This window comes from Veillonella atypica KON (assembly GCF_002959915.1).
In the GTDB taxonomy this organism is placed as follows: Bacteria; Bacillota; Negativicutes; order Veillonellales; family Veillonellaceae; genus Veillonella; species Veillonella atypica.
Window position 1 is genome coordinate 51,834 of sequence record NZ_PPDE01000011.1, and the last position, 20,524, is coordinate 72,357.

The window sequence follows — 20,524 nt, forward strand, 5'->3', positions numbered from 1 at the left end:
TAGAGCCCCCTTAATGTCCACTCTTAGTAAAACGTCCACCAAATACATCGTGTACATCTTGAATGGTTATAAATGCTGATGGATCCACTTCATATACAGCATCCTTCAAACGCGTAATCTCTAAACGAGTTACAACTGAATACAATGCATGCTTAGGTGTTTTCAAATAACCACCTTCACCATATAATATGGTAACGCCTCGATTTAGTTTTGCATTTAATGTATCCGCAATTTTCTCTGAATTCTCTGCATCAGTAATAATCATAACCCCCTTTGATTCCTCAAGGCCTGTAATTGTAATATCGATCATTTTATAGGCGATAAAATAGGCTACTAAGGAATACATAGCACTATCCCAACTATATACAAATCCGGCAGCCCCTAAGATGACTAAATTCATGGCCATTACAATCTCGCCTACAGAAAATGTAGTTCGTTTATCAAAAATAATAGCTACGATTTCCGACCCATCTAAGCAGCCCCCATTACGTATAATAAGGCCTACGCCAATACCAAGTATGATACCACCAAAAATGGCACCTAAAAAAGGATTGGTTGTAATCGGAGTAAATTCATGGGCAAAGGATGAAAATATGGCCATCCAAACGATAGAAAACAATGTAGATATGGTGAATACCTTGCCATTAATGCGATAACCAATATACAAGAATGGAATATTAATTAATACTACAAATATACTAAACGATATCCCCGTAAGTTCAGCTGTCATCAAAGATATACCAACAACGCCACCATCGATGATATTATTTGGCACTAAAAATAGATCTAGGCCCACCGTATAAATCAGGGCCCCTATAATCATCCAAATACATCGCAGTAGTATACTGGACCAATGCATCTTTTTTATCACATTACTCATGTGTATCTCCTTCATTATATAATTTTTTAATTGCCGCTAAACGTTTAGCTTCTAAATCCTCTTCTACTTTACAGTCTTGAAGTTTATTATAATCCTCTTCCTTCAATTGTTTAGTATATCGCTTACCAATGACATAGGCTGTTAAGTCATCTACTGGTTCAGGTGGAAATTGCATGCCTTTTGGTACGAATCTACGCCAACCGGTAGGCGGATTATATTGCCAATACAATTTTCGAGCCTCTTCAGTACTATGTGATTCATCGATCAAACTCGTCGTAATTTTATGATTGCGCCCAATTTGTTGTATAGATGGATACAAATGCTTATGATTGGTACCATTACCACATACGATATGATGTATACCAAGATAAGTACTTAATATACTTTCAAAGGAACTATTAAATGTCTTAGTTTCTACAATGGTTCGATATATTAGCTCACCTGCTTGTGAAAGAATAGCTACGCCGGTCTTTTCATTCCCCGGATCAACAGCGGCTATATACGATATATTATTCATACTATTTTCCTCATTCCTCAATACAATAGTTATATTTTATCACAAAATAAAAGACCTATGTATTAAATCTTAATACATAGGCCATTTATATAGAAACTAATTTGATTTTATAAGTTTACCCGTATCTGTCATCTGTGTAATACGCAATTTAATGTGTACAGGGCCAGATGAATATGTATCACCATCGGCATACGCCTCTACATATACCTTGCCATGTAGCATGCTAATGCGACGTATCGCCGAAAATAATTCATCTCCAGGTATTGTACCAATATCACCGGACAACGAATCTGGTATAACCCCTTTAGACTTAGCCTCTTCATTGACTTGTTTCAAGAAACGAAGCATATTGACTTGAGCATTACTACCACCATCGATAACAGACGTAGCAATCACGTCACCTGATTTATAAATAAATTGTTGTGGATACACGTGAATCGTCGCAACTGCTGGTTCACCAGCAATGATATTACCAGCTGCCACCACTTGGATAACCATAGGCGTTTTAGATTCTTCAATTTTAGAAATGGCGACCTCAATATTTTGACGGTCCACGTACACGACGGATTCACCATGGTCTTCAACGCCTAAGCGACGAAGAACGAGTTTATTTGTATCTTCCACAATACTATTAACCGCATCACGCGCTTCATTAGGAGATAAACCATTACGCACTACTGCCTGTGCTAATAATTGGTCAACTTGGAATAAAATCGTACCTTCTCTAAGATGAATAATCCCCGTTTTTAACTCTTCTTGTGTTTTCTGCAAGTCCGCAATATGTTTTTCCATACTAGCCCGTGTAGCTTCCAAGGCAGCTAATTTTTTAGAGGCCTCATCATAGGAGGCTTGTAATGCAGATAATTCTGCCTCTGTAGCAACCTTTGCAGCCTCTGCATCAGCTAATTCTTGACGGCTTTGTTCAACCTCTTTGCGAATTGTTTCAATCTCAGCCATACGGTCCGCTAATTCTTTTTTATTAGCTTCCAATAGGGCTTGACCTTGTTCTAATTCAGCATTTTTAGCAGCTACCTCTGCTGTTAGCTGATTCATATCTGCCCGCAATTGATCCATCCCAAAAAGCGCAGTACGTACGCTTTGCGATGTAATTGTAAGAACACCAACCGTTGCAGCTGCAACGAGTAGGCCTGTTACGATCGTTACAATAATCGATGTATGCTTAGGACGCAATCCGAAGAGGGACATTCTACGCTTACCGACCTTTGTTCCTAGTTTATCACCCATATAGGCAATAAGCCCGCCCATGATAGCGATAATAACGAGAATCTTTAATCCTACAAGCATGGTGTCCCTCCTTTCAAAATAAATTGTAATCCAACATACTATCTATTAGCGTGAAACACGCCAATTTAAATATAATCCGGCAATGATACCTAATGTATCAGGAATCATTGCTGCCATCCACGTTGGTAATGCACCACCCTTACCAAGAGCTCCGGCAAAGGTCATGACACCATAGTAAATAAAGATAATTAAAATACTGATACCAAATCCGATAGACGAACTAGACCTTTGTTTTTGCAAGCCCAATGGTGCGCCTACTAAGGCAAATACAAAGCTTGCCAACGGAATGGTAAAACGTTGATACATTTCCATTTCTAACTTATTAGAATTTGTATATGCAGCTTTATATGCTTTAATTTGATGACGCAATTCTTTAATCGTCAATTCTTCTGGTTTACGTTGATCTTGTTGTACTTCATTTGGTGAAGATTTAATTGGCAATACTTGTTCTTTAAACTTCATTGTCCGCTCTACACCTTCACCGGCCGATACGTCATAGATTATACCGCTATGCATGACCCATACTTGGCCATTCCATTCAGCATTTTCCGCATTTTCTACCTGTTGTAGTTCACCTTTGTCATTGAATTGTTGGACCGTAATCATGCTTAGTTTTTTACTTTCACTATCATAGTGTTTAGCATACATCAATGTACTAAGATTGTCACCATTCATAGATTTTAGCACAATATGATTTTGCGTTTGTGGCGATGCATTCTTCATAATTTCTTCGCGCACAATGGTTTGATACATATTGTTTGTACGTGGTACGACAAATTCATTAAATGCTACAGCACCAATAGAAATAAGCAACGCTAAAATATATACAGGCATTGCAAGTCGTAAAAAACTAAGGCCACCAGCCCTCATAACTACGATTTCACTAGTACTACTTAGTCTGCTGAAAGCCATCAGCGAACCAAGCAATACAGACATAGGGAATGTCAATAAAATAATGCTTGGCATAGCTAAAAAGAAGGCTTTCATAACGAGTAGTAGCGGAGCACCATATTCTGTTATATATTGAGCAATGCGGAATAATGTACCTGTACCAATGAAAATACTGGTAAAAGCAAATACCCCAAATAGGAATGGACCTACAAAGGCTTTTAAAATATATTTATCTAATAAGCGCATGGTCCCTCCTATAATTTAAAATTGTTACCTAAATAATGTTCACGAGCAATTGGGTTATTGGCAATTTCATCAGGTGTACCTTCCAATAAGATCTTACCTGTGCTTAGAATATATGCCTTATCAACAATGCCTAATGTTTCTCGCACATTATGGTCTGTAATAAGAATGCCGATTCCTCTATTTTTTACTTGTAAAATAATTTGTTGAATATCGGCAACTGCAATTGGGTCTACGCCGGCAAATGGTTCATCCAATAAGATAAAATTCGGTTCTAAAGCCAAACAACGAGCAATCTCTACACGCCGCCGTTCACCACCGGATAGTTGCATCCCCTTACGATCTCGCACATGACCAATATTAAATTCATCAATAAGAGAGTTTACAATTTGATCGATTTCATCACGATTTTTATTTGTTGTTTCCAACATGGCACGAATATTTTCCTCAACAGTCATAGATCTAAAAATCGATGCCTCTTGGGGTAAATAACCAATGCCTTCCGCTGCCCGCTTATACATCGGTAACATCGTGATATCCTTACCATCAACTGTAATAATACCTGTCGTCGGTTTTTCAATGCCTACAATCATGTAGAACGATGTAGTCTTACCAGCCCCATTAGGCCCCAATAGTCCCACGACTTGTCCTTTTTCAACATGAAGACTTACACCATCTACTACATTCCGACCATTAAATGTTTTGACTAGGTTCTTAGTTTCTATATACATACATTAATCCTTACTAGTTCGGTGTGATAACTAATGTACTACGTCCGCCTAATGTTTCCGCAGAGTTATCCTTCAAGTACAATTTTAACTCAGGCGCATTCAACACATTGCCATTTTGTACTGCATGTGCTGAGCCAGTAAGCAATACAACCCCATCATTTTGATTAGGCCTTTGCGTATATGTAGCACGATCTGCCGAACCAGATACATTTTTATCTGGATTATTAAATGTTACACCACCTTGTGCAACGGCGCGAATTTCTTTCAACCAACCTTCTACTTGGTTACCTGTCAATGTAGTGCCTTCTGCAATTAATTTAGCATTTCCCACTACCTTACCATATTCAGTATCAGAGTTGTACTCAACAGAGTCACCAAAGATTTGGCGATCATCCCGTTGCAAATGAACATCCCCCTGTGCACTGAACTGGTTATCATTTACACTATGTACAGATTGTGCTGACATGGACATATTATCACCAATCATGGAAACGCCACCTTCTAGAGATGCTTCACGAGTTTTAGTATTGTACCATCCATTCGCACCAGTCATCGTTTTATCTTGTTGTGTAATTACTACATTACCAGATGCCTCTGCACGACCTGTATTACCATCATAGGATAATGTATCCGCACTAATGGTCAACGGACCTTCATTGGCAGCCCAAGCGGTAACAGATAGCATCATCATTGCTGAGATTACAGCTAATCCCATATATTTTTTCTTATTCATCGCAATTCCTCAACTTTACTTTTTCGTCAATTTAGCATGACCAATCGCTTTGATTTGTTTCAACGACATATTACCTTCTAACTTATCACCAGTTAAGGTAATATCTTTTGAATCATAAGTGAAAGCCGTTTTTGATGTAAGCATTTTAGTTTTGTTATCAAAATGTAATGCATCGGTCTTAAAATTAGCCCCTTCCGTATTGGTAGCTGTTACACCACCATCAATATCAAGGGAACTATGATCGCCAGACAATACAGCATGAGGTGCCGTAATCGTTGTTGTCACATCATCTTGATAGAAAAGACCCTTTAAATTAGTGAGTACAATCGATTTTGAACGAGGGTCATACTCGATTTTCTCTGCAGATAGGGCCCATACCAACTTACCGTCCTTCTCTTCTTGAAGCTCGGCACCTTGGAAATTCACCAGTTGCCCATTATTAGCCCCTTTAGAAGAAGAGTCTCCAGAGTCGTGCAAAATGAACGCGATTAGACCAACTAGAGCAATGACGATAGCCACGACAATAGCGATTAATTTTTTATTGTTTTTCATGTGCTCTCTCCCGAATCTCTAGTTTCTTATAATAATCAACGATTTCGCTCATCTTAGTCATCCACCGATGTTGGAACCAAATCCACTCATCTGGATGTTCACGAATAAAGTCTTCTGTTACGCGTACACACTCTTCTGTCAACGTATACATATCTACATCATCATCGCCACTATTATTGTAATGTAATGGTGGCAAGATATGAACAATATGTCCGCCTTCAGGCTTTCTAGATGTAAAAATTGGTACTACAGGAGAACCGAATTTTTTAGCAAATGTAGCCGGTCCTACAACAGCAGAAGAAGGTTGCCCTAAAAATGGCACCGGTAACCCGTGAATATATCCATCTTGATCGGCCAAAAAGCCCAACAATTTCTTCTTTTTCAATGCTTTTGCAGCAGAAACTATTTCATTACCACCGCTGGCAAACACATCGAGACCAACCATTTCACGATATTCATTCATAAAGCGTGTAAATTGTGCATTAGGTTGTTTTTTTACAATAGTTGTAGATGGATAACCATGTGCAGCTAACGCAGCCCCCATCCATTCCCAGTTGCCTACATGCCCAGTAAGAACAATAACGCCTTTATCTTCTTTAATAGCATTATCCAAATGCTCTACACCGCGCATTTCGATATGCTCATTAATAAATTTCTTAGTCAAATTCGGCATATACAGAATTTCCATAACGCTTCGACCTAGGTTTTTGAATAGCTTTTCAATTAAAGCCTCTGCCTGTTCGTCATTCATATTCATGCCAATTTTTATATTTTTAATGCCTCTTAGCTTTTGCTTTTTTGCAATAACTCCATACAGGGGTCCTAAGCTAGCACCTATGAGCAAAATGAGCTTATACGGCAGTCGACATACAAGCCAACTGATTCCCTTAACGACATGGTATTGCCATTCATTATTCATTCTGCTCACCTCCTTTATTGACCATGGTTATGAGCCTCCATAGCATAGTCTTTTACGACTGAATCCCACATGTTTTGAGCTTTTAAAATATATTCAACAGCATCTCGCACGGCACCAAATCCACCATTGTGATTTGATACAAATTGAGCCAATTCCTTAACCTCAGCCGCCGCATCTTGAGGAGCCATCGGCAAGCCTACGAGAGATAAAGCCCCTAGGTCATTTAAATCATCACCCATATAAGCTATATGCGCCAACTCAATATGATGGCTTTCACATAGAGAACGTAGAGCCTCCGTTTTATTAGCATGCCCCATCAATAAAGCATCAAATTTTAATTCCTTAGCACGCCGTTCCACCATAGGCGATGTGCGAGCCGTTATAATGCCTAGTGAAATCCCTGCTTTATGAGCAGCGGCTAGACCTAATCCGTCTCTCGCAGAGAAGGCCTTTATTTCTTCACCACTCGATGTATAGATTAATTTTCCATCTGTTAATACACCATCAACATCGAGGATAATCCACTTAATATTCATTACACAATGCCTCGACGAAGTAAGTCTGTAATGTGAACAATCCCCATTGCATGGCCGTCTTCATCTACTACAGGTAGTACTGTAATAGGACGAGGTTGATTTTTTTCCATTACATGAAGTGCTTCAGCAGCCAATTTATCCTTTGTAATAGTACGTGGCATATTCGTCATCATATCTTCAACTGGCCACTCTAAGAAGTTGCTACCAGAATCAAGACCGCGACGCACATCACCATCAGTTACAAGACCGATTAAGTGACCATCTTCATCGATAACGCTAGTGGCACCAAGTCCTTTTTCCGTCATTACAAACAGAGCATCACGAACGGTTGCCCCTTTGTGTACAACTGGATTATCTTCACCACCATGCATAATATTTTCAACAGTCAACAATAAACGTCTTCCAAGTGAGCCACCTGGATGGAAAACAGCGAAGTTTTCCGGCGTAAAATGATGACGCTCTAGTAAACATACCGCCAAAGCATCGCCCAAGGCCAATGCTACTGTTGTACTTGTAGTTGGTGCCAATCCTAACGGACATGCTTCACGTTCAACTTGCGCCAATAATACAACATCGGAATTTTTAGCCAATGTAGATTCAGGTTTTCCTACAACGCAAATCAATTTAGCACCTATGCGGCGCAATGAAGGCAAAATACCAATGATTTCACCTGTTTCCCCACTATTAGAAAAGGCAAGTACCACATCATCTTCAGTAATCATACCTAGATCGCCATGAACACCTTCCCCTGGGTGCATAAATAATGCTGGTGTACCTGTACTCGCTAATGTAGCAGCAATCTTACGACCAATATGTCCAGATTTACCCATGCCAGTACATACAACACGACCTTTGCATGCAAGAATCATGTTAACAGCATTTACAAAACTTTGATCTAATGTTGTTATTAACTGTTCTATCGCTTGAGCTTCCTCATGAAGCACTTGAGCGGCCTGTTCTAAAATATCCAATACTATCGCCCCTTATCGTTTAACGATTTTATCAATAGCTACTAAGTCTTTTAATAAGTCTTCGAATTGATTTAAATATACCATGTTTGGACCATCGGAAAGCGCTTCTTCAGGATTATCATGTACTTCAAAGAATAAACCATCTACACCACTAGCAACAGCGGCACGTGCCAAATTTGGCACGAATTCTCGATTGCCACTAGATTTTGTACCAGCCCCACCTGGTAATTGCACACTATGAGTAGCATCAAAAATTACTGGATAATCAAAGGAACGCATAATAGGGAATGATCTCATATCTACAACGAGATTATTATAGCCAAAGCTAAAACCACGTTCTGTAAGCATAAGATTTTCATTGCCCGATTCTTTCATTTTATTAAGAACATTCTCCATATCTTTTGGAGCCATGAATTGACCTTTTTTTACATTTACGCATTTGCCCGTTTTAGCAGCACCGTAAACTAGATCAGTTTGACGACATAAGAATGCAGGAATTTGGAGAATATCCAACACTTCTGCTGTTGGTTCAATTTGTTCAATAGAATGGATGTCGCTAACAACTGGTACATTTAGTTCTTTTTTGATGGACGCTAAAATTTTTAGACCTTCTTCTAGACCTGGACCACGGAAAGAATTGAAGCTAGAGCGATTAGCTTTGTCAAAAGAAGCCTTAAATACATAAGGAATGCCTAGGCGTTCACAAATTGCTTTAGCCTCTTTGCCAATTGCCAATGTGCGGTCGTAATCTTCGATTACGCATGGGCCTGCTAATACAAACAGCCCTTTACCGCCACCAATTGTCATATTACCAACGTTTACTGTTTTCATTTATTTCTCCTCTTGCTCGAATATTTCATTTACACGAGCTAAGTCTTCTGGTGTATCAACACCAACAAATCGTTTATCTGTAGTAATGACGCGGATGGAAAATCCATTTTCTAACGCTCTCAACTGCTCTAACGACTCTGTTTGCTCTGCTGCAGTTGGCTCCATCTTTGCATAGTCTAATAAAAATTGACGACGATATGCATAAATACCAATATGCTTTAAAGGAGCATTAACAAAATCATGACGTGGATATGGAATTAAGGAGCGAGAAAAATACATCGCATCATTTCGTTTATTAAGTATAACCTTCACCGCAGAAGGTTCATCATACTCTTCTTTTAATAAAGGAGTTGCTACTGTAGCCATTTGTAGATGTGCATCATCTTCAAAAAGTTCTCCTAACTGATCGATTAAATGCGCATCAATCATAGGTTCATCACCTTGTACATTGATAATAACATCTAGATCGGTATATTGTTGTGCTACTTCAGCTAATCGGTCAGTACCAGTCGGATGATTGGCATCAGTCATAACAACCGTACCACCAAAAGATTTAACCGCATCATATACGCGTTGATCATCAGTAGCCACAATAACTACTTGTGGTCTCTTCGCCTGTGTAACACGTTCATAAACACGTTGAATCATAGGTTTACCCGCGATATCTGCCAAAGGTTTTCCTGGCAATCTCGTGGAACCAAATCGAGCTGGAATCACACAACCAATATTCACAATAAAACCCCATTTCTTTTATTTGCGTATCTTATTATTATACACTAAATCTCTAAATTTTCTATGAATTCTTGTTTTCCAGAGATGAACTCAATACCTATGGATAGCACTAGAATCGGTATTTTCAAGTCTTCAATTGTATGCAACTGACTTAATTTAACAGCATTCTTTTCAGTAATCATAATCGCCTTGGCTTGATGAGCAAAAGCTTGCTTCCAAATTTCTACTACATCATCATCCGAAAAATCATGATGATCACCAAAACCCATTGTATGTACTACGTCGTAACCACAGCCTTCTAGCGTTTTCGTAAAGGATTTAGGATTACCGATACCACTTACGGCCATAATAGGTAAATCGACATCAGTACCAATAGGATGTCCTTCATCACCATTAGCCCATGCCTCAAGTGTATAGACTGCACGTGGTTTATGAATGGTTTCATAAACAGGCTTTTGTGGCGCCATCCGAGCTAATCGTTTTCTAAGTGCTGCAACCAATCCTGGATCAACTTGATCTACTTTTGTAAGCACAATAATATCAGCTCGTGCAAGGCCCTCCATAGGCTCACGTAATAATCCTCTTGGCAATACATGTTCATAGCCAAAAGGATTCGATGCATCGATTAATACGATATCCTTATCTCGATGCAACGCACGATGTTGAAAACCATCATCCATTACAAGATAATCAGCACCTAACTCTTCAATTGCTATACGTGCCGATTCTATACGATTACGACCAATAATCACACTAGATTTTGGTAACACCTTTGCTAATAGCCAAGCTTCATCTCCACTTTCCTCAGGCTCTACTAAAATAGATCCATGCTTGGAAATAATTGTATTTTGACTATTATCTTTAGCTCTATAACCACGGCTCAATACAGTTGGATGAAAGCCTTTCTGTCCTAAAATATCACAGATAAGTCTAACCATTGGAGTTTTACCAGTTCCACCAGCTGTTATATTACCAACACTAATTACAGGTACCGATACTTTTACAACACCTTTATTTGCATCAAACTTTGCGTTACGCATAGTAACAGCTTTTTTATACCCCTTACTAAGAAGTGATAACCCAGCCCTGGCTACATCGCCTAAGATAGATTGATCTTCGCCGCTTACAATGCTCTTAAACATATCTTCACCATTCATAGTAGGCACCTCCTTCCGTATCGATTACACCAATATTTCTTAAGGAATAATATGATGTGATTCAAATAGTTGACGTAATTCTTGCGTATTGCGACGCGTTGCACCACGATTTTCACGGATAATATCTAAGCAATTCTGCCCCATTTCTTTCGCTAATTCAGGGTGTTTACAGAGATGTAAAATCATAGTGGTTAAATCTTTTTGATTTTTAACTTGCTCACATGCATGTCTAGAATGTAAGAGATTAAAAATTTCCTTAAAATTAAACATATGTGGGCCCACAATAATAGGTTTTCCATGAGCAGCTGGTTCTAGAATATTGTGCCCCCCTGTTTTAACAAGAGAACCACCTACGAAAATGATATCGCCTAAGCTGTATAAACGACCAAGTTCCCCTATTGTATCAAGCACTACTACAGGAATTTCCTTATGGACAGGCTCAGTCATATCACTGCGACAAATCGCTTCCAAGCCATAATGTTTTGCTAAGGCCTGTACATCATGGCCTCTATAAATCTCACGAGGCGCAATAAGTAATCTTGCATTAGGATACTCTACTAAAACCTGTTTAAAAGATTCAAATACGGCTTCATCTTCCCCCTTATGTGTACTGCCTGCAACGATAATAGGGTGATTATGACCAAATCCAAATTCGTCTAACAAGGCTTGCTTTTCTTCTTCGGATACTGTCGCATAGGTTTGATCATACTTCATATTGCCAGTAACAGTGATTTCATCAGGGTTCGCACCAAGCTGTGCAATATATTCTGCATCAAAATTTGATTGCATACAGAATCGTTCGATAGAGCTCAACATTTCACGAGTGAAAGCACTAATGTAGCGATAGCGTTTCATACTGCGATCGGAAATACGACCATTCACCATCATAACTGGAATCTTTTCAGACTCAGCGATACGCAAGAAATTTGGCCAAATTTCTGTCTCTACTAATAAAATAGCAATCGGTTTAATGATATGCAAAATTTTACGTGTTAAGTATGGTAAATCTAAGGGGAAGAAAATTATGCCTTCAGCTTCCGGAATAATTCGATGTGCCATTGCATGACCTGTAGCCGTAACAACAGATACAACAACTACTGCTTCTGGAAATTCTCGCTTAATCTCTTTTACAAGAGGACTTGTTGCAACAATCTCCCCAACTGATGCAGCATGAATCCAAATCGCACGACGTCCTTCTATTTTTTTTAGTAATGTAGCAGGCATATATCCTGCACTTTGTTTTATACGCTCATAGAAACCATCTTCAAAAGCAAGACGATATAGGATAACCGGAATTAGGCCAATCCAATAAAATATGAGCAATACATTATATATCCAGTACATGTTTATCCTTTATTAGAGAACTGAACGGAATAAAGATGGTTATATAAACCATTTTCCAAGGCTAATAGTTCTTGGTGAGTTCCCTTCTCTACCAATTTACCTTGATTTAATACAACGATTTGATGTGCATTTTGTACAGTGCTCAAACGATGGGCAATAACAAAGGCTGTACGGCCTTCCATCAAGCGGTCTAACGCTTCTTGTACAAGTTTTTCACTTTCTGTATCAAGAGCAGACGTAGCTTCATCCAAAATTAAAATCTTAGGATTCTTCAAGATAGCACGTGCAATTGCAACGCGTTGACGTTGACCACCTGATAAGGAACTACCTCGTTCACCTACAATAGTATCGAGACCATCAGGCATCTTATCGACAAACTCTAATACATTCGCCGCCTTAGCTGCTTCGTAAATTTCTTCATCACTCGCATCTAAGCGACCATATAAAATATTCTCTTTAATGGATGCATTAAATAAAACTGTTTCTTGTGGTACTAACCCAATTTGATTACGCAAAGATTTAAAGGTTACGGCTTTAATATCTGTACCATCAATTGTTATAGACCCACTCGTAACATCATAAAAACGAGGCAATAGATTGGCTAATGTTGTCTTGCCTGCACCAGACGGGCCTACTAAGGCTACGCTTTCACCGGCCTTAACAGACAAGTTAAAATCACATAATGCCATTTTTTCTCCATCATAGGAGAAACTAACGTGATTAAAATCTACATCACCTTTGATATCAGGCAATTCTATAGCGTTTTCTTTTTCCACTACATCGGCTTTTGTATCTAAAATATCAAACACACGGTCAGCTGCAGCCAACGCTTTTTGTATATTACCATAGACTTGGCTCAAACGCTTAACAGGATTTGATAAATTAATAGCATAAATCAAGAATGCTATTAAGGAACCAGCTGTAATTGTTCCTGTAACTACAGAATAGCCACCATACCATAGGATGACAGCTACCGCAATCGCTGCAGAGAACTCAACCATAGGACTTAATAAGCTAGTCAATTTAGTGGCTTTAATAACGGCATTAAAGTTATTTTGATTTTCTACTTCAAAGCGTTTAACTTCAAAACCTTCGCGGGCAAAAGATTTTACGACGCGAATAGCGGAAATCACCTCTTGCAAAAGAGCCGTAATATCAGCGATACGACCTTGTACATCATGGCCAGCTAAACGCAACTTTTTACCAAATACATTTATGATAATCAGCACCATTGGTACCGTAATAAATGTAACCAGTGTTAACTTCCAATCGATGAGTAACATGGAAACTAAAGAACCAATTAAGGTAACGGACTCTGTAATGAGAGATATTAGATTATCCACTACTGCTGATTGAAGAGCAGATACGTCATTTGTAAGATTACTCATGATGACGCCAGTTTTACGGCGATCAAAATAGGATAAGGACAAGCGTTGTAAATGCTTAAAAATTGCTTCCCGTACATCGATGATAACCCGTTGACCGATATAGGACATATTGTAAGTTTGCCCATATGTGGCAAAGCCACGAATTAAAAATATCAAAATGATGGCCCCAACGATGAGATTGAGCATAAACATATTTTTATCTTGTAATACTTGGTCAACGACGTTTTTGATTAGCCATGGTACTACGAGATATGCTGCAGCTGCTACAATCATGCAAAATACAGCAAATATCATTCGTTTATAATAGGGTCTCACAAAATACAATAAACGTGAGTAACTATTCATTAGTTTTCTCCTTACCTAGGTCATAAATCAATTGAGCCACGCGATTAACAGCACCTGACTCACCTAGTTTTTCTTTGACGTTGCGCAATTCGGAGCGCATATGTTGATTAACTTGCAAATCATCTAGTAGAGGTAAGACGGTATTCACTATAGCATCTACAGAAACATCATCTTGCAATAATTCAGGAATGACTTCCTTGCCAGCCACAATATTAGGCAACCCTACATGCGTAAGATTTACGACCATCTTACCGATGCCATATGTAATAGGCGATACCTTATATAATAATACAGTTGGCAACTCCATCATCGCTGTTTCTAGTGTAGCAGTGCCCGATGCAGCTAAACATACATCACAGATTTGCATCAAATCATAGGTGTGGTCTTCCGTAATCGTTACAGGGACATTTCGTTCACTGATGAAAGCTTCTAATTCACTGCGCTCAATCGTATGAGCACGCGGTAAAAAGAACTGTACATCTTCGTGAGACTGTAATAAGCGTTCCCCACTTTCAAGCATTACATCCAAGAGGGATAATACCTCTTGTTTTCGACTGCCCGGCATCAATAGAACGCGTTTTGCTTCTGGCCTAGCCCCAAAGTAGTCCATCGCATCCTCCTTAGTCATGGATGGATGAACGATATCTACTAATGGGTGCCCCACAAATTCTACATCACAATTGAACTTGCGATATGCTTCTGCTTCAAACGGAAAAATAGAGGCCACCTTTGTAACAAATTTCTTAATCGTCTTGCCACGGCTGCTATGCCAAGCCCAAATAGTAGGCGCTATATAGTACAATACAGGGATTCCTAACTGGTGAGCTACTTCAGCCAATTTCATGTTGAATCCCGGATAATCGATACATACGAGTACGTCTGGTTTTTCTTTCAACATAACTCGTTTTAAATAGGTGCGTAATTTAAAGAACTTTGGCAATGATTTTATGATTTCTACGATGCCAATAACGCCGAGATTTTTGATATCATATACGATACGAACGCCAGCTTGTTCCATCAAGGTGCCACCCATACCGAACATTTCTATATTGGAATCTATTTGTGAAAGCGCTTTGGCCACGCTAGCGCCATGTGTGTCTCCAGACGCTTCGCCAGCAGAAAACATAATTTTCATCATAGTTCCTTTCTAGCATCTACAAATGCTTGATCTACAGCACAAATAATAATATTATGGCGATTAGCCATTTCTAGTACATCTTCTTGTTGTACAAATATCGTCTTTTCAGCCTCTACAGCCAAAACATTACAACCACTATCAATCATGGACATTAATGTCTTAATACCTACAGCAGGCACATCAAAGCGAACATCTTGATTTGGTTTTTCAGTCTTAACGACTACGGCCTCACCTCTACCGAGTTCACCGCCGCGCAATATGCATTTATCAGTTCCTTCAATAGCCTCAATAGCCATTGCTGCTTTATGCTTTACTACTACAGTTTGACCAATATCAAGCTTGCCCATCTGTTTAGCCAATTCAAAGCCGAAACAAATATCCTGCCATTGTTCTTCTGTCGGTTGTCGTTTGGTCAACACCCCAACCTTAGGCATGAACGGTTTCAAATACACAGTTTGATCTAGAACAGAAAAACCTTCTCGTTCAATTTCATCAACAATAGCGAGCATAATAGTATCATCTTTACGATTTTTCAATCGTTTAAGGACACCCAAAGTTTTTAAATCAGGGAAGGATAAGCCTTTATATAAAATTTCCTTTGTTACCTTCCCGAGCATAGTAAGCTCAGTAACGCCCTCTTTTTTCAAGGTTTTAAATATTTTACCTAACTTAGCCACACTAATGTTGTAAAAAGCATCCGCTTCTTTCTCTAATATGGGATCCGTATCAGGCACAACTCCGATGACTACAACTTGATGCCCCAACATATGAGCAGCCCGCATGAACTCAACAGGTAAAACGCCAATACCTGCAATTAAACCTACCTTTGCCACGACTATACCTCCTATGTGAAGCCTTATATGGTCCACAATTTTTCGTCAAATCATTTGTTTTGAGTATAATTTTAAGACATACTCATATACACTATATTGTACTATAAATCACGCCATTTTACTATAATTTCAACGCTTTTCTAGCTATAAACGCACTGTATTTTCCTACACTCTTACTCAAAAAGGATGTACCTAAAAAGAGTATAAAATAACCACAAAAAAACTCTACATTATATAAACATAATGTAGAGTTTCATATTAATCACGACGGGTACGCATAATGCCACGATCAGCATTACGTAAAAAGCGTAATAAGTTTTCAATTTCAACGGAAGAATCAAGTTGCATTTCCATCTCTTCAATAGCTCTAGACAAGCTAAAGCCTGAACGATAAATGATGCGGAACGCTTGCTTCAAGCTACGGCGTACCTCTTCCGAAATACCTGCACGAGATAGGCCAACAGAGTTCAATCCGATAACACGAGCTGGTTGACCATCGGCAATAACATAAGGCGGAATATCTTGTACCACCTTAGCCATACCGCCAACCATAGCATTACGGCCAATTTTTACAAATTGATGAACACCAGCGAGGCCACCTATAACCACGCGATCTTCAACGATAGCATGACCAGCCAAGCCTGCGCAGTTACTCATAATAACATTATTCCCCACAATGCAGTTATGAGCCACATGCGTACACGCTTGTAATAAACAGTTATTGCCAACACGTGTTTCTTCGCCTTCTCCAGTAGCGCGGCTAATGGTAACGAATTCACGGATAACCGTTTCATCACCTACGTAACAATAACTTTTCTCGCCTTTAAATTTTAAATCTTGCGGTTCCAAACCAATGGATGCACCTGGATAGATTTCACAACGTTTACCAATGGTTGTCCAACCACCAATAACTACATTGGCACCAATCTGAGTGCCATCCCCTATTTCTACATTTTCCCCGATGACAGCACCAGGTCCAATGACAACATCTTTGCCCAGTTTAGCATTCGGATGCACTATGGCCGTGTTATGAATGTTGGATTCCGCATTTTCCATGCCTACAACTATCACTACAATCACTCCTTAAGTCTATTATACAAGGGCAAACATGTATTCACCGCTAGCACAAAGTTTATCACCCACATAAGCGCGACCTTCAACCTTGCCCATACGGCCCTTAATTTTTACAATGTCCACTTCCATGCGTACAACATCACCAGGTTTTACCGGATGACGGAAACGTACTTTATCAATGCCTGTAAACATAGGTGTTAATCCACGATTTTCTTCAGGATACAACAAAGCAATGCCACCAACTTGAGCAATTGCTTCTGTTAATAGTACACCAGGCATAACTGGATTTCCAGGGAAATGGCCTTGGAAGAACAATTCATTGAATGTAGCATTTTTAATGCCCACAGCACGCTTCATTGGTTCCAATTCAATAATACGATCTACCAATAGCATTGGGTAACGATGTGGTAAAATTTCTAAAATGTCTTCATGGTTAAGAATCATTGCTGTGTCTCCCTTATTTCTTCTATTATACTATGAGCCAAACGAGAATTGAGTTCATGGCTCGATTTTAACGCAATTACATGTCCCTCAATAGGTCCCAATAAATATAAATCACCCATCACATCAAGGGCTTTGTGACGAACTAATTCGTCTTCAAATCGTGGGACAGATAAACAGGTTGTATCATCGTATACAAGAGCATTATCTGTACTGCCACCCTTTGCCAAGCCCATGGCTTGCAATTGTTCTAATTCTTTTACAAATCCAATGGTTCTAGCTCGGGCAATATGTTCTTGAAAATACTCAGGTGTTACATCAAAATCACATTGTTGCGTACCAAGTAGCGGATGTGGATTAATCGATGTAAATGTAACGCGATATCCATCATAAGGTACAATAAGAATAAATCTATCGCCATCATAAATGGAATGACTACGTTTCACCTTATACACATGTCGTTCAGCTTGTTGTTCTTCAATTCCCGCCTGAAGGATTAAGTCAACAAATACGGCACTACTGCCATCGCCAACAGGTGGCTCAGGAGAGTCCATTTCAACAAAGCAGTTATCAATTTTCATAGCACTGAATGCAGCCATTACGTGTTCAACAGTGAAAACCTTTGCTTCACCATGTTCCAAAGTAGTAGCGCGCATAGTGTTCGTCACATTATCAATGTGTGCTCGAACGGAGGGGTTTCCCTCTATATCTGAGCGCACAAACACAATTCCTGTATTTTCAGGTGCTGGCTTAAAAACCATGGTTACAGGTTCCCCGCTATGAAGGCCAATTCCCTTATATGAAATAGCCTGTTTAATTGTTTGTTGGGGCTTACTCATAAGAATGTCCTTTCATAATCTAATTCCATGTCTACTATACACCATACTGTATTATACCCTATTTGCATAGCTGTTACAAGAATATAGGACTATTTATCAACTGACTAGATGTAAAAAATCGGCATTGCAAAGCTTTATTTTAAGACATCTGCAACGCCGATTATACTTTTTATATTTTTTAATGAAACACATCTGGTGGCGTATCAATCTTGTCACCATAGTAACGACGAGTCCATTTCCAACGATTATGTAGCCAGAACCAATCTTCTGGATAACGACGAATATAATCCTCAATAAATTCATTGAGTTTAATCGTAGTAATCGCTATATCGCGTTTTTTATCATCTGATTTTTCTACATATAATGGTGGATGCACTTCAAGTTCATGCTTTCCTGTGTACGGACTATAGTGCATGGTCACAAAAATAATAGGTACATCCTGCATACGTCCTAATACAGCAGGACCATCTGCTGTTAACGTTTCATATCCAAAGAATGGTACCAATACGCCATTCTCTCCAGGGTCCTGGTCCATAATCAACCCTAAAAAAGCACCGCTTTTTAAAGCTTTCACCATATCGCGCACACTCGTCTTATACATTACATGTTGATGCATAAGCTCACGATATTCATTGATAAATTTATCTGCATCGCCGTTTTGTTTTAACGCTACAGAAATTAGAGGGTACCCTTCAGAAGCCAGTACACCTCCAAGTAATTCCCAGTTACCGCTATGAAGAGCAGCCAGAATAGCCCCCTTGCCATCAGCTAAGGCTTCATCCAAAATATCCTTATTGGTAAAGTTGACCATATCTTTATAGGCGCCGTCTTTAATTTCAGGGTATCTCAATACATCGATAATCATACGACCAAATCGAGTCGTACTCGCCTTAGCAATTCGTTTTGCTTCAACAGGATCATCAGTGATTTTACAAAACAAAATCTGCCCGATTGCCAACCGCTTCCGTTTAGGAGGCACAGCAAGCCAAGCAATTTCACCAAGCAATGTACCTAATGCATACTGCCAACTATGGGGCAACATGCAAATAAAGGCACTAAACAACTTCATAAACCTATACATAAACGTATTAGCTCTCCTTAAGCTGCGCTTTTAAAGCATCGATTTCCTTCTGCAATTGTTTTACAGTTTTTACCATTTCTGGTAAGCGATGTTCATAAGCGGACAGTTTTAACCATTCCTTATGAGGACGCATTGGGTAACCAGCCATAACAGCATCTGCTGGCACATTACCAGTAATACCAGTTTTACCAGCAAATTTTGCATTGTCACCTATTGTAATATGCCCTGTACAACCGGTTTGTCCTGCAAAAATTACATTATTTCCACATTTCGTACTACCTGCAATTCCCACTTGTGCAATGAGGAAACAGTTTTCACCAATTTCAACATTATGTCCCAAGTGAACTAGGTTGTCAATTTTTGTCCCTTTTCGAACTAATGTAGATCCCATAGTTGCATTATCGATGGTTGTACAGGATCCAATTTCTACATCATCCTCTAAAATGACATTACCTACTTGTGGAATATGCGTATGTACGCCATTTTCAGTAGCAAAACCAAAGCCTTCACCACCGATTACCGCTTTGGCGCGTAATACGACACGATTTCCTAATATACAATTTTCATGAACAACAGCGCCAGTATATATATCACAATCATTACCAACACGAGTATTATGACCAATATAAACATATGGACGAATTGTAACATTATCACCAATCACTGCATTATCATTGATTACACAATAGGCACCAATAGCAACATTATCGCCTAGCTTAACGTTCTCACCAATGATTGCAGTAGGATGGATTTCACGTGGTATTACAACAGGTGGATGAAATAATTGTAATACTTGTGCGAAGGCAACCTTTGCATTATCTACAATGATTTGTGTCATCGGTGCATTGGGCGCTTCTTGCTCTAAAATTACAGCACCAGCTTTACATAAGCCAATGTGTTCCACATATTCACCAATAGCAAATGTAATCGATTGAGGTGCCGCTTGTTCAAAGCCACGTGTTTCTGTGATTACTAGCGATTCATTACCAACCACCTTACCACCAATAAGTTGAGCAAGCTCCAGTACGGTCTTTTCCACTATT

Annotated in this window: 22 protein-coding genes; all 22 read right to left on the reverse strand. The window is 39.2% G+C overall.

Translation table 11 applies throughout. The features are described 5' to 3' along the window. Window positions 1-10: 10 nt before the first annotated feature. The gene (locus tag VAHSUH02_RS09210; RefSeq protein ID WP_005376568.1) at window positions 11-880 is read right to left on the reverse strand and encodes a YitT family protein; all 870 of its coding nucleotides are present in this window, start codon (window positions 878-880) and stop codon (window positions 11-13) included. After that, window positions 873-1,397 (reverse strand): RuvC family protein, encoded by a 525-nt coding sequence (locus VAHSUH02_RS09215; RefSeq protein WP_005383030.1) that lies wholly within the window; start codon window positions 1,395-1,397, stop codon window positions 873-875. Before VAHSUH02_RS09215 ends, VAHSUH02_RS09210 begins: the two co-directional genes overlap by 8 nt. A gap of 96 nt (window positions 1,398-1,493) precedes the next feature. Further along, window positions 1,494-2,702, reverse strand: coding sequence for a DUF3084 domain-containing protein (locus tag VAHSUH02_RS09220; RefSeq protein ID WP_005376558.1), 1,209 nt, complete (start codon window positions 2,700-2,702; stop codon window positions 1,494-1,496). A 45-nt stretch (window positions 2,703-2,747) separates the two neighbouring features. Continuing rightward, a complete protein-coding gene (locus tag VAHSUH02_RS09225; protein WP_005376634.1) occupies window positions 2,748-3,839 on the reverse strand; it encodes an LptF/LptG family permease in 1,092 nt (363 codons plus the stop codon). A gap of 8 nt (window positions 3,840-3,847) precedes the next feature. After that, window positions 3,848-4,567 (reverse strand): LPS export ABC transporter ATP-binding protein, encoded by a 720-nt coding sequence (gene lptB, locus VAHSUH02_RS09230; protein WP_005376602.1) that lies wholly within the window; start codon window positions 4,565-4,567, stop codon window positions 3,848-3,850. A gap of 13 nt (window positions 4,568-4,580) precedes the next feature. Continuing rightward, window positions 4,581-5,300, reverse strand: a complete 720-nt coding sequence (locus VAHSUH02_RS09235; RefSeq protein ID WP_005383033.1) for an LptA/OstA family protein — start codon at window positions 5,298-5,300, stop codon at window positions 4,581-4,583. A gap of 15 nt (window positions 5,301-5,315) precedes the next feature. Then, a complete protein-coding gene (gene lptC / locus VAHSUH02_RS09240; protein ID WP_005376610.1) occupies window positions 5,316-5,852 on the reverse strand; it encodes an LPS export ABC transporter periplasmic protein LptC in 537 nt (178 codons plus the stop codon). Next, window positions 5,839-6,771, reverse strand: coding sequence for a lysophospholipid acyltransferase family protein (locus VAHSUH02_RS09245; RefSeq protein WP_005376592.1), 933 nt, complete (start codon window positions 6,769-6,771; stop codon window positions 5,839-5,841). The genes lptC and VAHSUH02_RS09245 overlap by 14 nt, the downstream gene beginning before the upstream one ends. A gap of 14 nt (window positions 6,772-6,785) precedes the next feature. Then, window positions 6,786-7,307: a KdsC family phosphatase gene (locus tag VAHSUH02_RS09250; protein ID WP_005383035.1), complete on the reverse strand. Its 522-nt coding sequence runs from the start codon at window positions 7,305-7,307 to the stop codon at window positions 6,786-6,788. Then, on the reverse strand, window positions 7,307-8,278 hold the full coding sequence (locus VAHSUH02_RS09255) for a KpsF/GutQ family sugar-phosphate isomerase (protein ID WP_005383042.1): 972 nt from the start codon (window positions 8,276-8,278) through the stop codon (window positions 7,307-7,309). The genes VAHSUH02_RS09250 and VAHSUH02_RS09255 overlap by 1 nt, the downstream gene beginning before the upstream one ends. A 12-nt stretch (window positions 8,279-8,290) precedes the next feature. Then, window positions 8,291-9,109 carry a 3-deoxy-8-phosphooctulonate synthase gene (gene kdsA / locus VAHSUH02_RS09260; protein WP_005383043.1) on the reverse strand — a complete coding sequence of 273 codons (819 nt, stop codon included), beginning with the start codon at window positions 9,107-9,109 and terminating at the stop codon, window positions 8,291-8,293. Next, a complete protein-coding gene (kdsB, locus tag VAHSUH02_RS09265) occupies window positions 9,110-9,841 on the reverse strand; it encodes a 3-deoxy-manno-octulosonate cytidylyltransferase (protein ID WP_005381737.1) in 732 nt (243 codons plus the stop codon). Window positions 9,842-9,885: 44 nt separating this feature from the next. After that, on the reverse strand, window positions 9,886-10,998 hold the full coding sequence (gene lpxK / locus VAHSUH02_RS09270) for a tetraacyldisaccharide 4'-kinase (RefSeq protein ID WP_005383044.1): 1,113 nt from the start codon (window positions 10,996-10,998) through the stop codon (window positions 9,886-9,888). 39 nt (window positions 10,999-11,037) lie between these two features. After that, window positions 11,038-12,342: a 3-deoxy-D-manno-octulosonic acid transferase gene (locus VAHSUH02_RS09275; protein WP_005383045.1), complete on the reverse strand. Its 1,305-nt coding sequence runs from the start codon at window positions 12,340-12,342 to the stop codon at window positions 11,038-11,040. Between the two features lie 2 nt (window positions 12,343-12,344). Further along, entirely contained in the window at window positions 12,345-14,075 is a 1,731-nt protein-coding gene (locus tag VAHSUH02_RS09280) for an ABC transporter ATP-binding protein (RefSeq protein ID WP_038148747.1), read from the reverse strand. Continuing rightward, on the reverse strand, window positions 14,068-15,210 hold the full coding sequence (gene lpxB / locus VAHSUH02_RS09285; protein ID WP_038148749.1) for a lipid-A-disaccharide synthase: 1,143 nt from the start codon (window positions 15,208-15,210) through the stop codon (window positions 14,068-14,070). Before lpxB ends, VAHSUH02_RS09280 begins: the two co-directional genes overlap by 8 nt. Beyond that, on the reverse strand, window positions 15,210-16,046 hold the full coding sequence (locus VAHSUH02_RS09290; RefSeq protein ID WP_038148751.1) for an LpxI family protein: 837 nt from the start codon (window positions 16,044-16,046) through the stop codon (window positions 15,210-15,212). The genes lpxB and VAHSUH02_RS09290 overlap by 1 nt, the downstream gene beginning before the upstream one ends. A gap of 258 nt (window positions 16,047-16,304) precedes the next feature. After that, window positions 16,305-17,117, reverse strand: coding sequence for an acyl-ACP--UDP-N-acetylglucosamine O-acyltransferase (gene lpxA, locus VAHSUH02_RS09295; protein WP_005376607.1), 813 nt, complete (start codon window positions 17,115-17,117; stop codon window positions 16,305-16,307). A gap of 21 nt (window positions 17,118-17,138) precedes the next feature. Further along, window positions 17,139-17,564, reverse strand: a complete 426-nt coding sequence (gene fabZ / locus VAHSUH02_RS09300) for a 3-hydroxyacyl-ACP dehydratase FabZ (protein WP_005376579.1) — start codon at window positions 17,562-17,564, stop codon at window positions 17,139-17,141. Then, window positions 17,561-18,400, reverse strand: a complete 840-nt coding sequence (gene lpxC / locus VAHSUH02_RS09305; protein ID WP_005383066.1) for a UDP-3-O-acyl-N-acetylglucosamine deacetylase — start codon at window positions 18,398-18,400, stop codon at window positions 17,561-17,563. The genes fabZ and lpxC overlap by 4 nt, the downstream gene beginning before the upstream one ends. Before the next feature lie 178 nt (window positions 18,401-18,578). Further along, window positions 18,579-19,481: a lysophospholipid acyltransferase family protein gene (locus VAHSUH02_RS09310; protein WP_038148753.1), complete on the reverse strand. Its 903-nt coding sequence runs from the start codon at window positions 19,479-19,481 to the stop codon at window positions 18,579-18,581. Between the two features lie 7 nt (window positions 19,482-19,488). After that, window positions 19,489-20,520: a UDP-3-O-(3-hydroxymyristoyl)glucosamine N-acyltransferase gene (lpxD, locus tag VAHSUH02_RS09315; RefSeq protein WP_005381785.1), complete on the reverse strand. Its 1,032-nt coding sequence runs from the start codon at window positions 20,518-20,520 to the stop codon at window positions 19,489-19,491. Window positions 20,521-20,524: the final 4 nt, after the last annotated feature.

Excerpts from the sequence above, each read along its gene's own strand:
- kdsA (WP_005383043.1), bottom strand. The coding sequence starts at position 9,109 with ATGAAAACAGTAAACGTTGGTAATATGACAATTGGTGGCGGTAAAGGG.
- VAHSUH02_RS09220 (WP_005376558.1), bottom strand. The coding sequence starts at position 2,702 with ATGCTTGTAGGATTAAAGATTCTCGTTATTATCGCTATCATGGGCGGG.
- VAHSUH02_RS09275 (WP_005383045.1), bottom strand. The coding sequence starts at position 12,342 with ATGTACTGGATATATAATGTATTGCTCATATTTTATTGGATTGGCCTA.
- VAHSUH02_RS09280 (WP_038148747.1), bottom strand. The coding sequence starts at position 14,075 with ATGAATAGTTACTCACGTTTATTGTATTTTGTGAGACCCTATTATAAA.
- VAHSUH02_RS09225 (WP_005376634.1), bottom strand. The coding sequence starts at position 3,839 with ATGCGCTTATTAGATAAATATATTTTAAAAGCCTTTGTAGGTCCATTC.
- lptC (WP_005376610.1), bottom strand. The coding sequence starts at position 5,852 with ATGAAAAACAATAAAAAATTAATCGCTATTGTCGTGGCTATCGTCATT.
- lpxC (WP_005383066.1), bottom strand. The coding sequence starts at position 18,400 with ATGAGTAAGCCCCAACAAACAATTAAACAGGCTATTTCATATAAGGGA.
- VAHSUH02_RS09310 (WP_038148753.1), bottom strand. The coding sequence starts at position 19,481 with ATGTATAGGTTTATGAAGTTGTTTAGTGCCTTTATTTGCATGTTGCCC.
- fabZ (WP_005376579.1), bottom strand. The coding sequence starts at position 17,564 with ATGATTCTTAACCATGAAGACATTTTAGAAATTTTACCACATCGTTAC.
- VAHSUH02_RS09210 (WP_005376568.1), bottom strand. The coding sequence starts at position 880 with ATGAGTAATGTGATAAAAAAGATGCATTGGTCCAGTATACTACTGCGA.
- VAHSUH02_RS09215 (WP_005383030.1), bottom strand. The coding sequence starts at position 1,397 with ATGAATAATATATCGTATATAGCCGCTGTTGATCCGGGGAATGAAAAG.
- lpxK (WP_005383044.1), bottom strand. The coding sequence starts at position 10,998 with ATGAATGGTGAAGATATGTTTAAGAGCATTGTAAGCGGCGAAGATCAA.
- VAHSUH02_RS09250 (WP_005383035.1), bottom strand. The coding sequence starts at position 7,307 with ATGAATATTAAGTGGATTATCCTCGATGTTGATGGTGTATTAACAGAT.
- lptB (WP_005376602.1), bottom strand. The coding sequence starts at position 4,567 with ATGTATATAGAAACTAAGAACCTAGTCAAAACATTTAATGGTCGGAAT.
- lpxB (WP_038148749.1), bottom strand. The coding sequence starts at position 15,210 with ATGAAAATTATGTTTTCTGCTGGCGAAGCGTCTGGAGACACACATGGC.
- VAHSUH02_RS09245 (WP_005376592.1), bottom strand. The coding sequence starts at position 6,771 with ATGAATAATGAATGGCAATACCATGTCGTTAAGGGAATCAGTTGGCTT.
- VAHSUH02_RS09235 (WP_005383033.1), bottom strand. The coding sequence starts at position 5,300 with ATGAATAAGAAAAAATATATGGGATTAGCTGTAATCTCAGCAATGATG.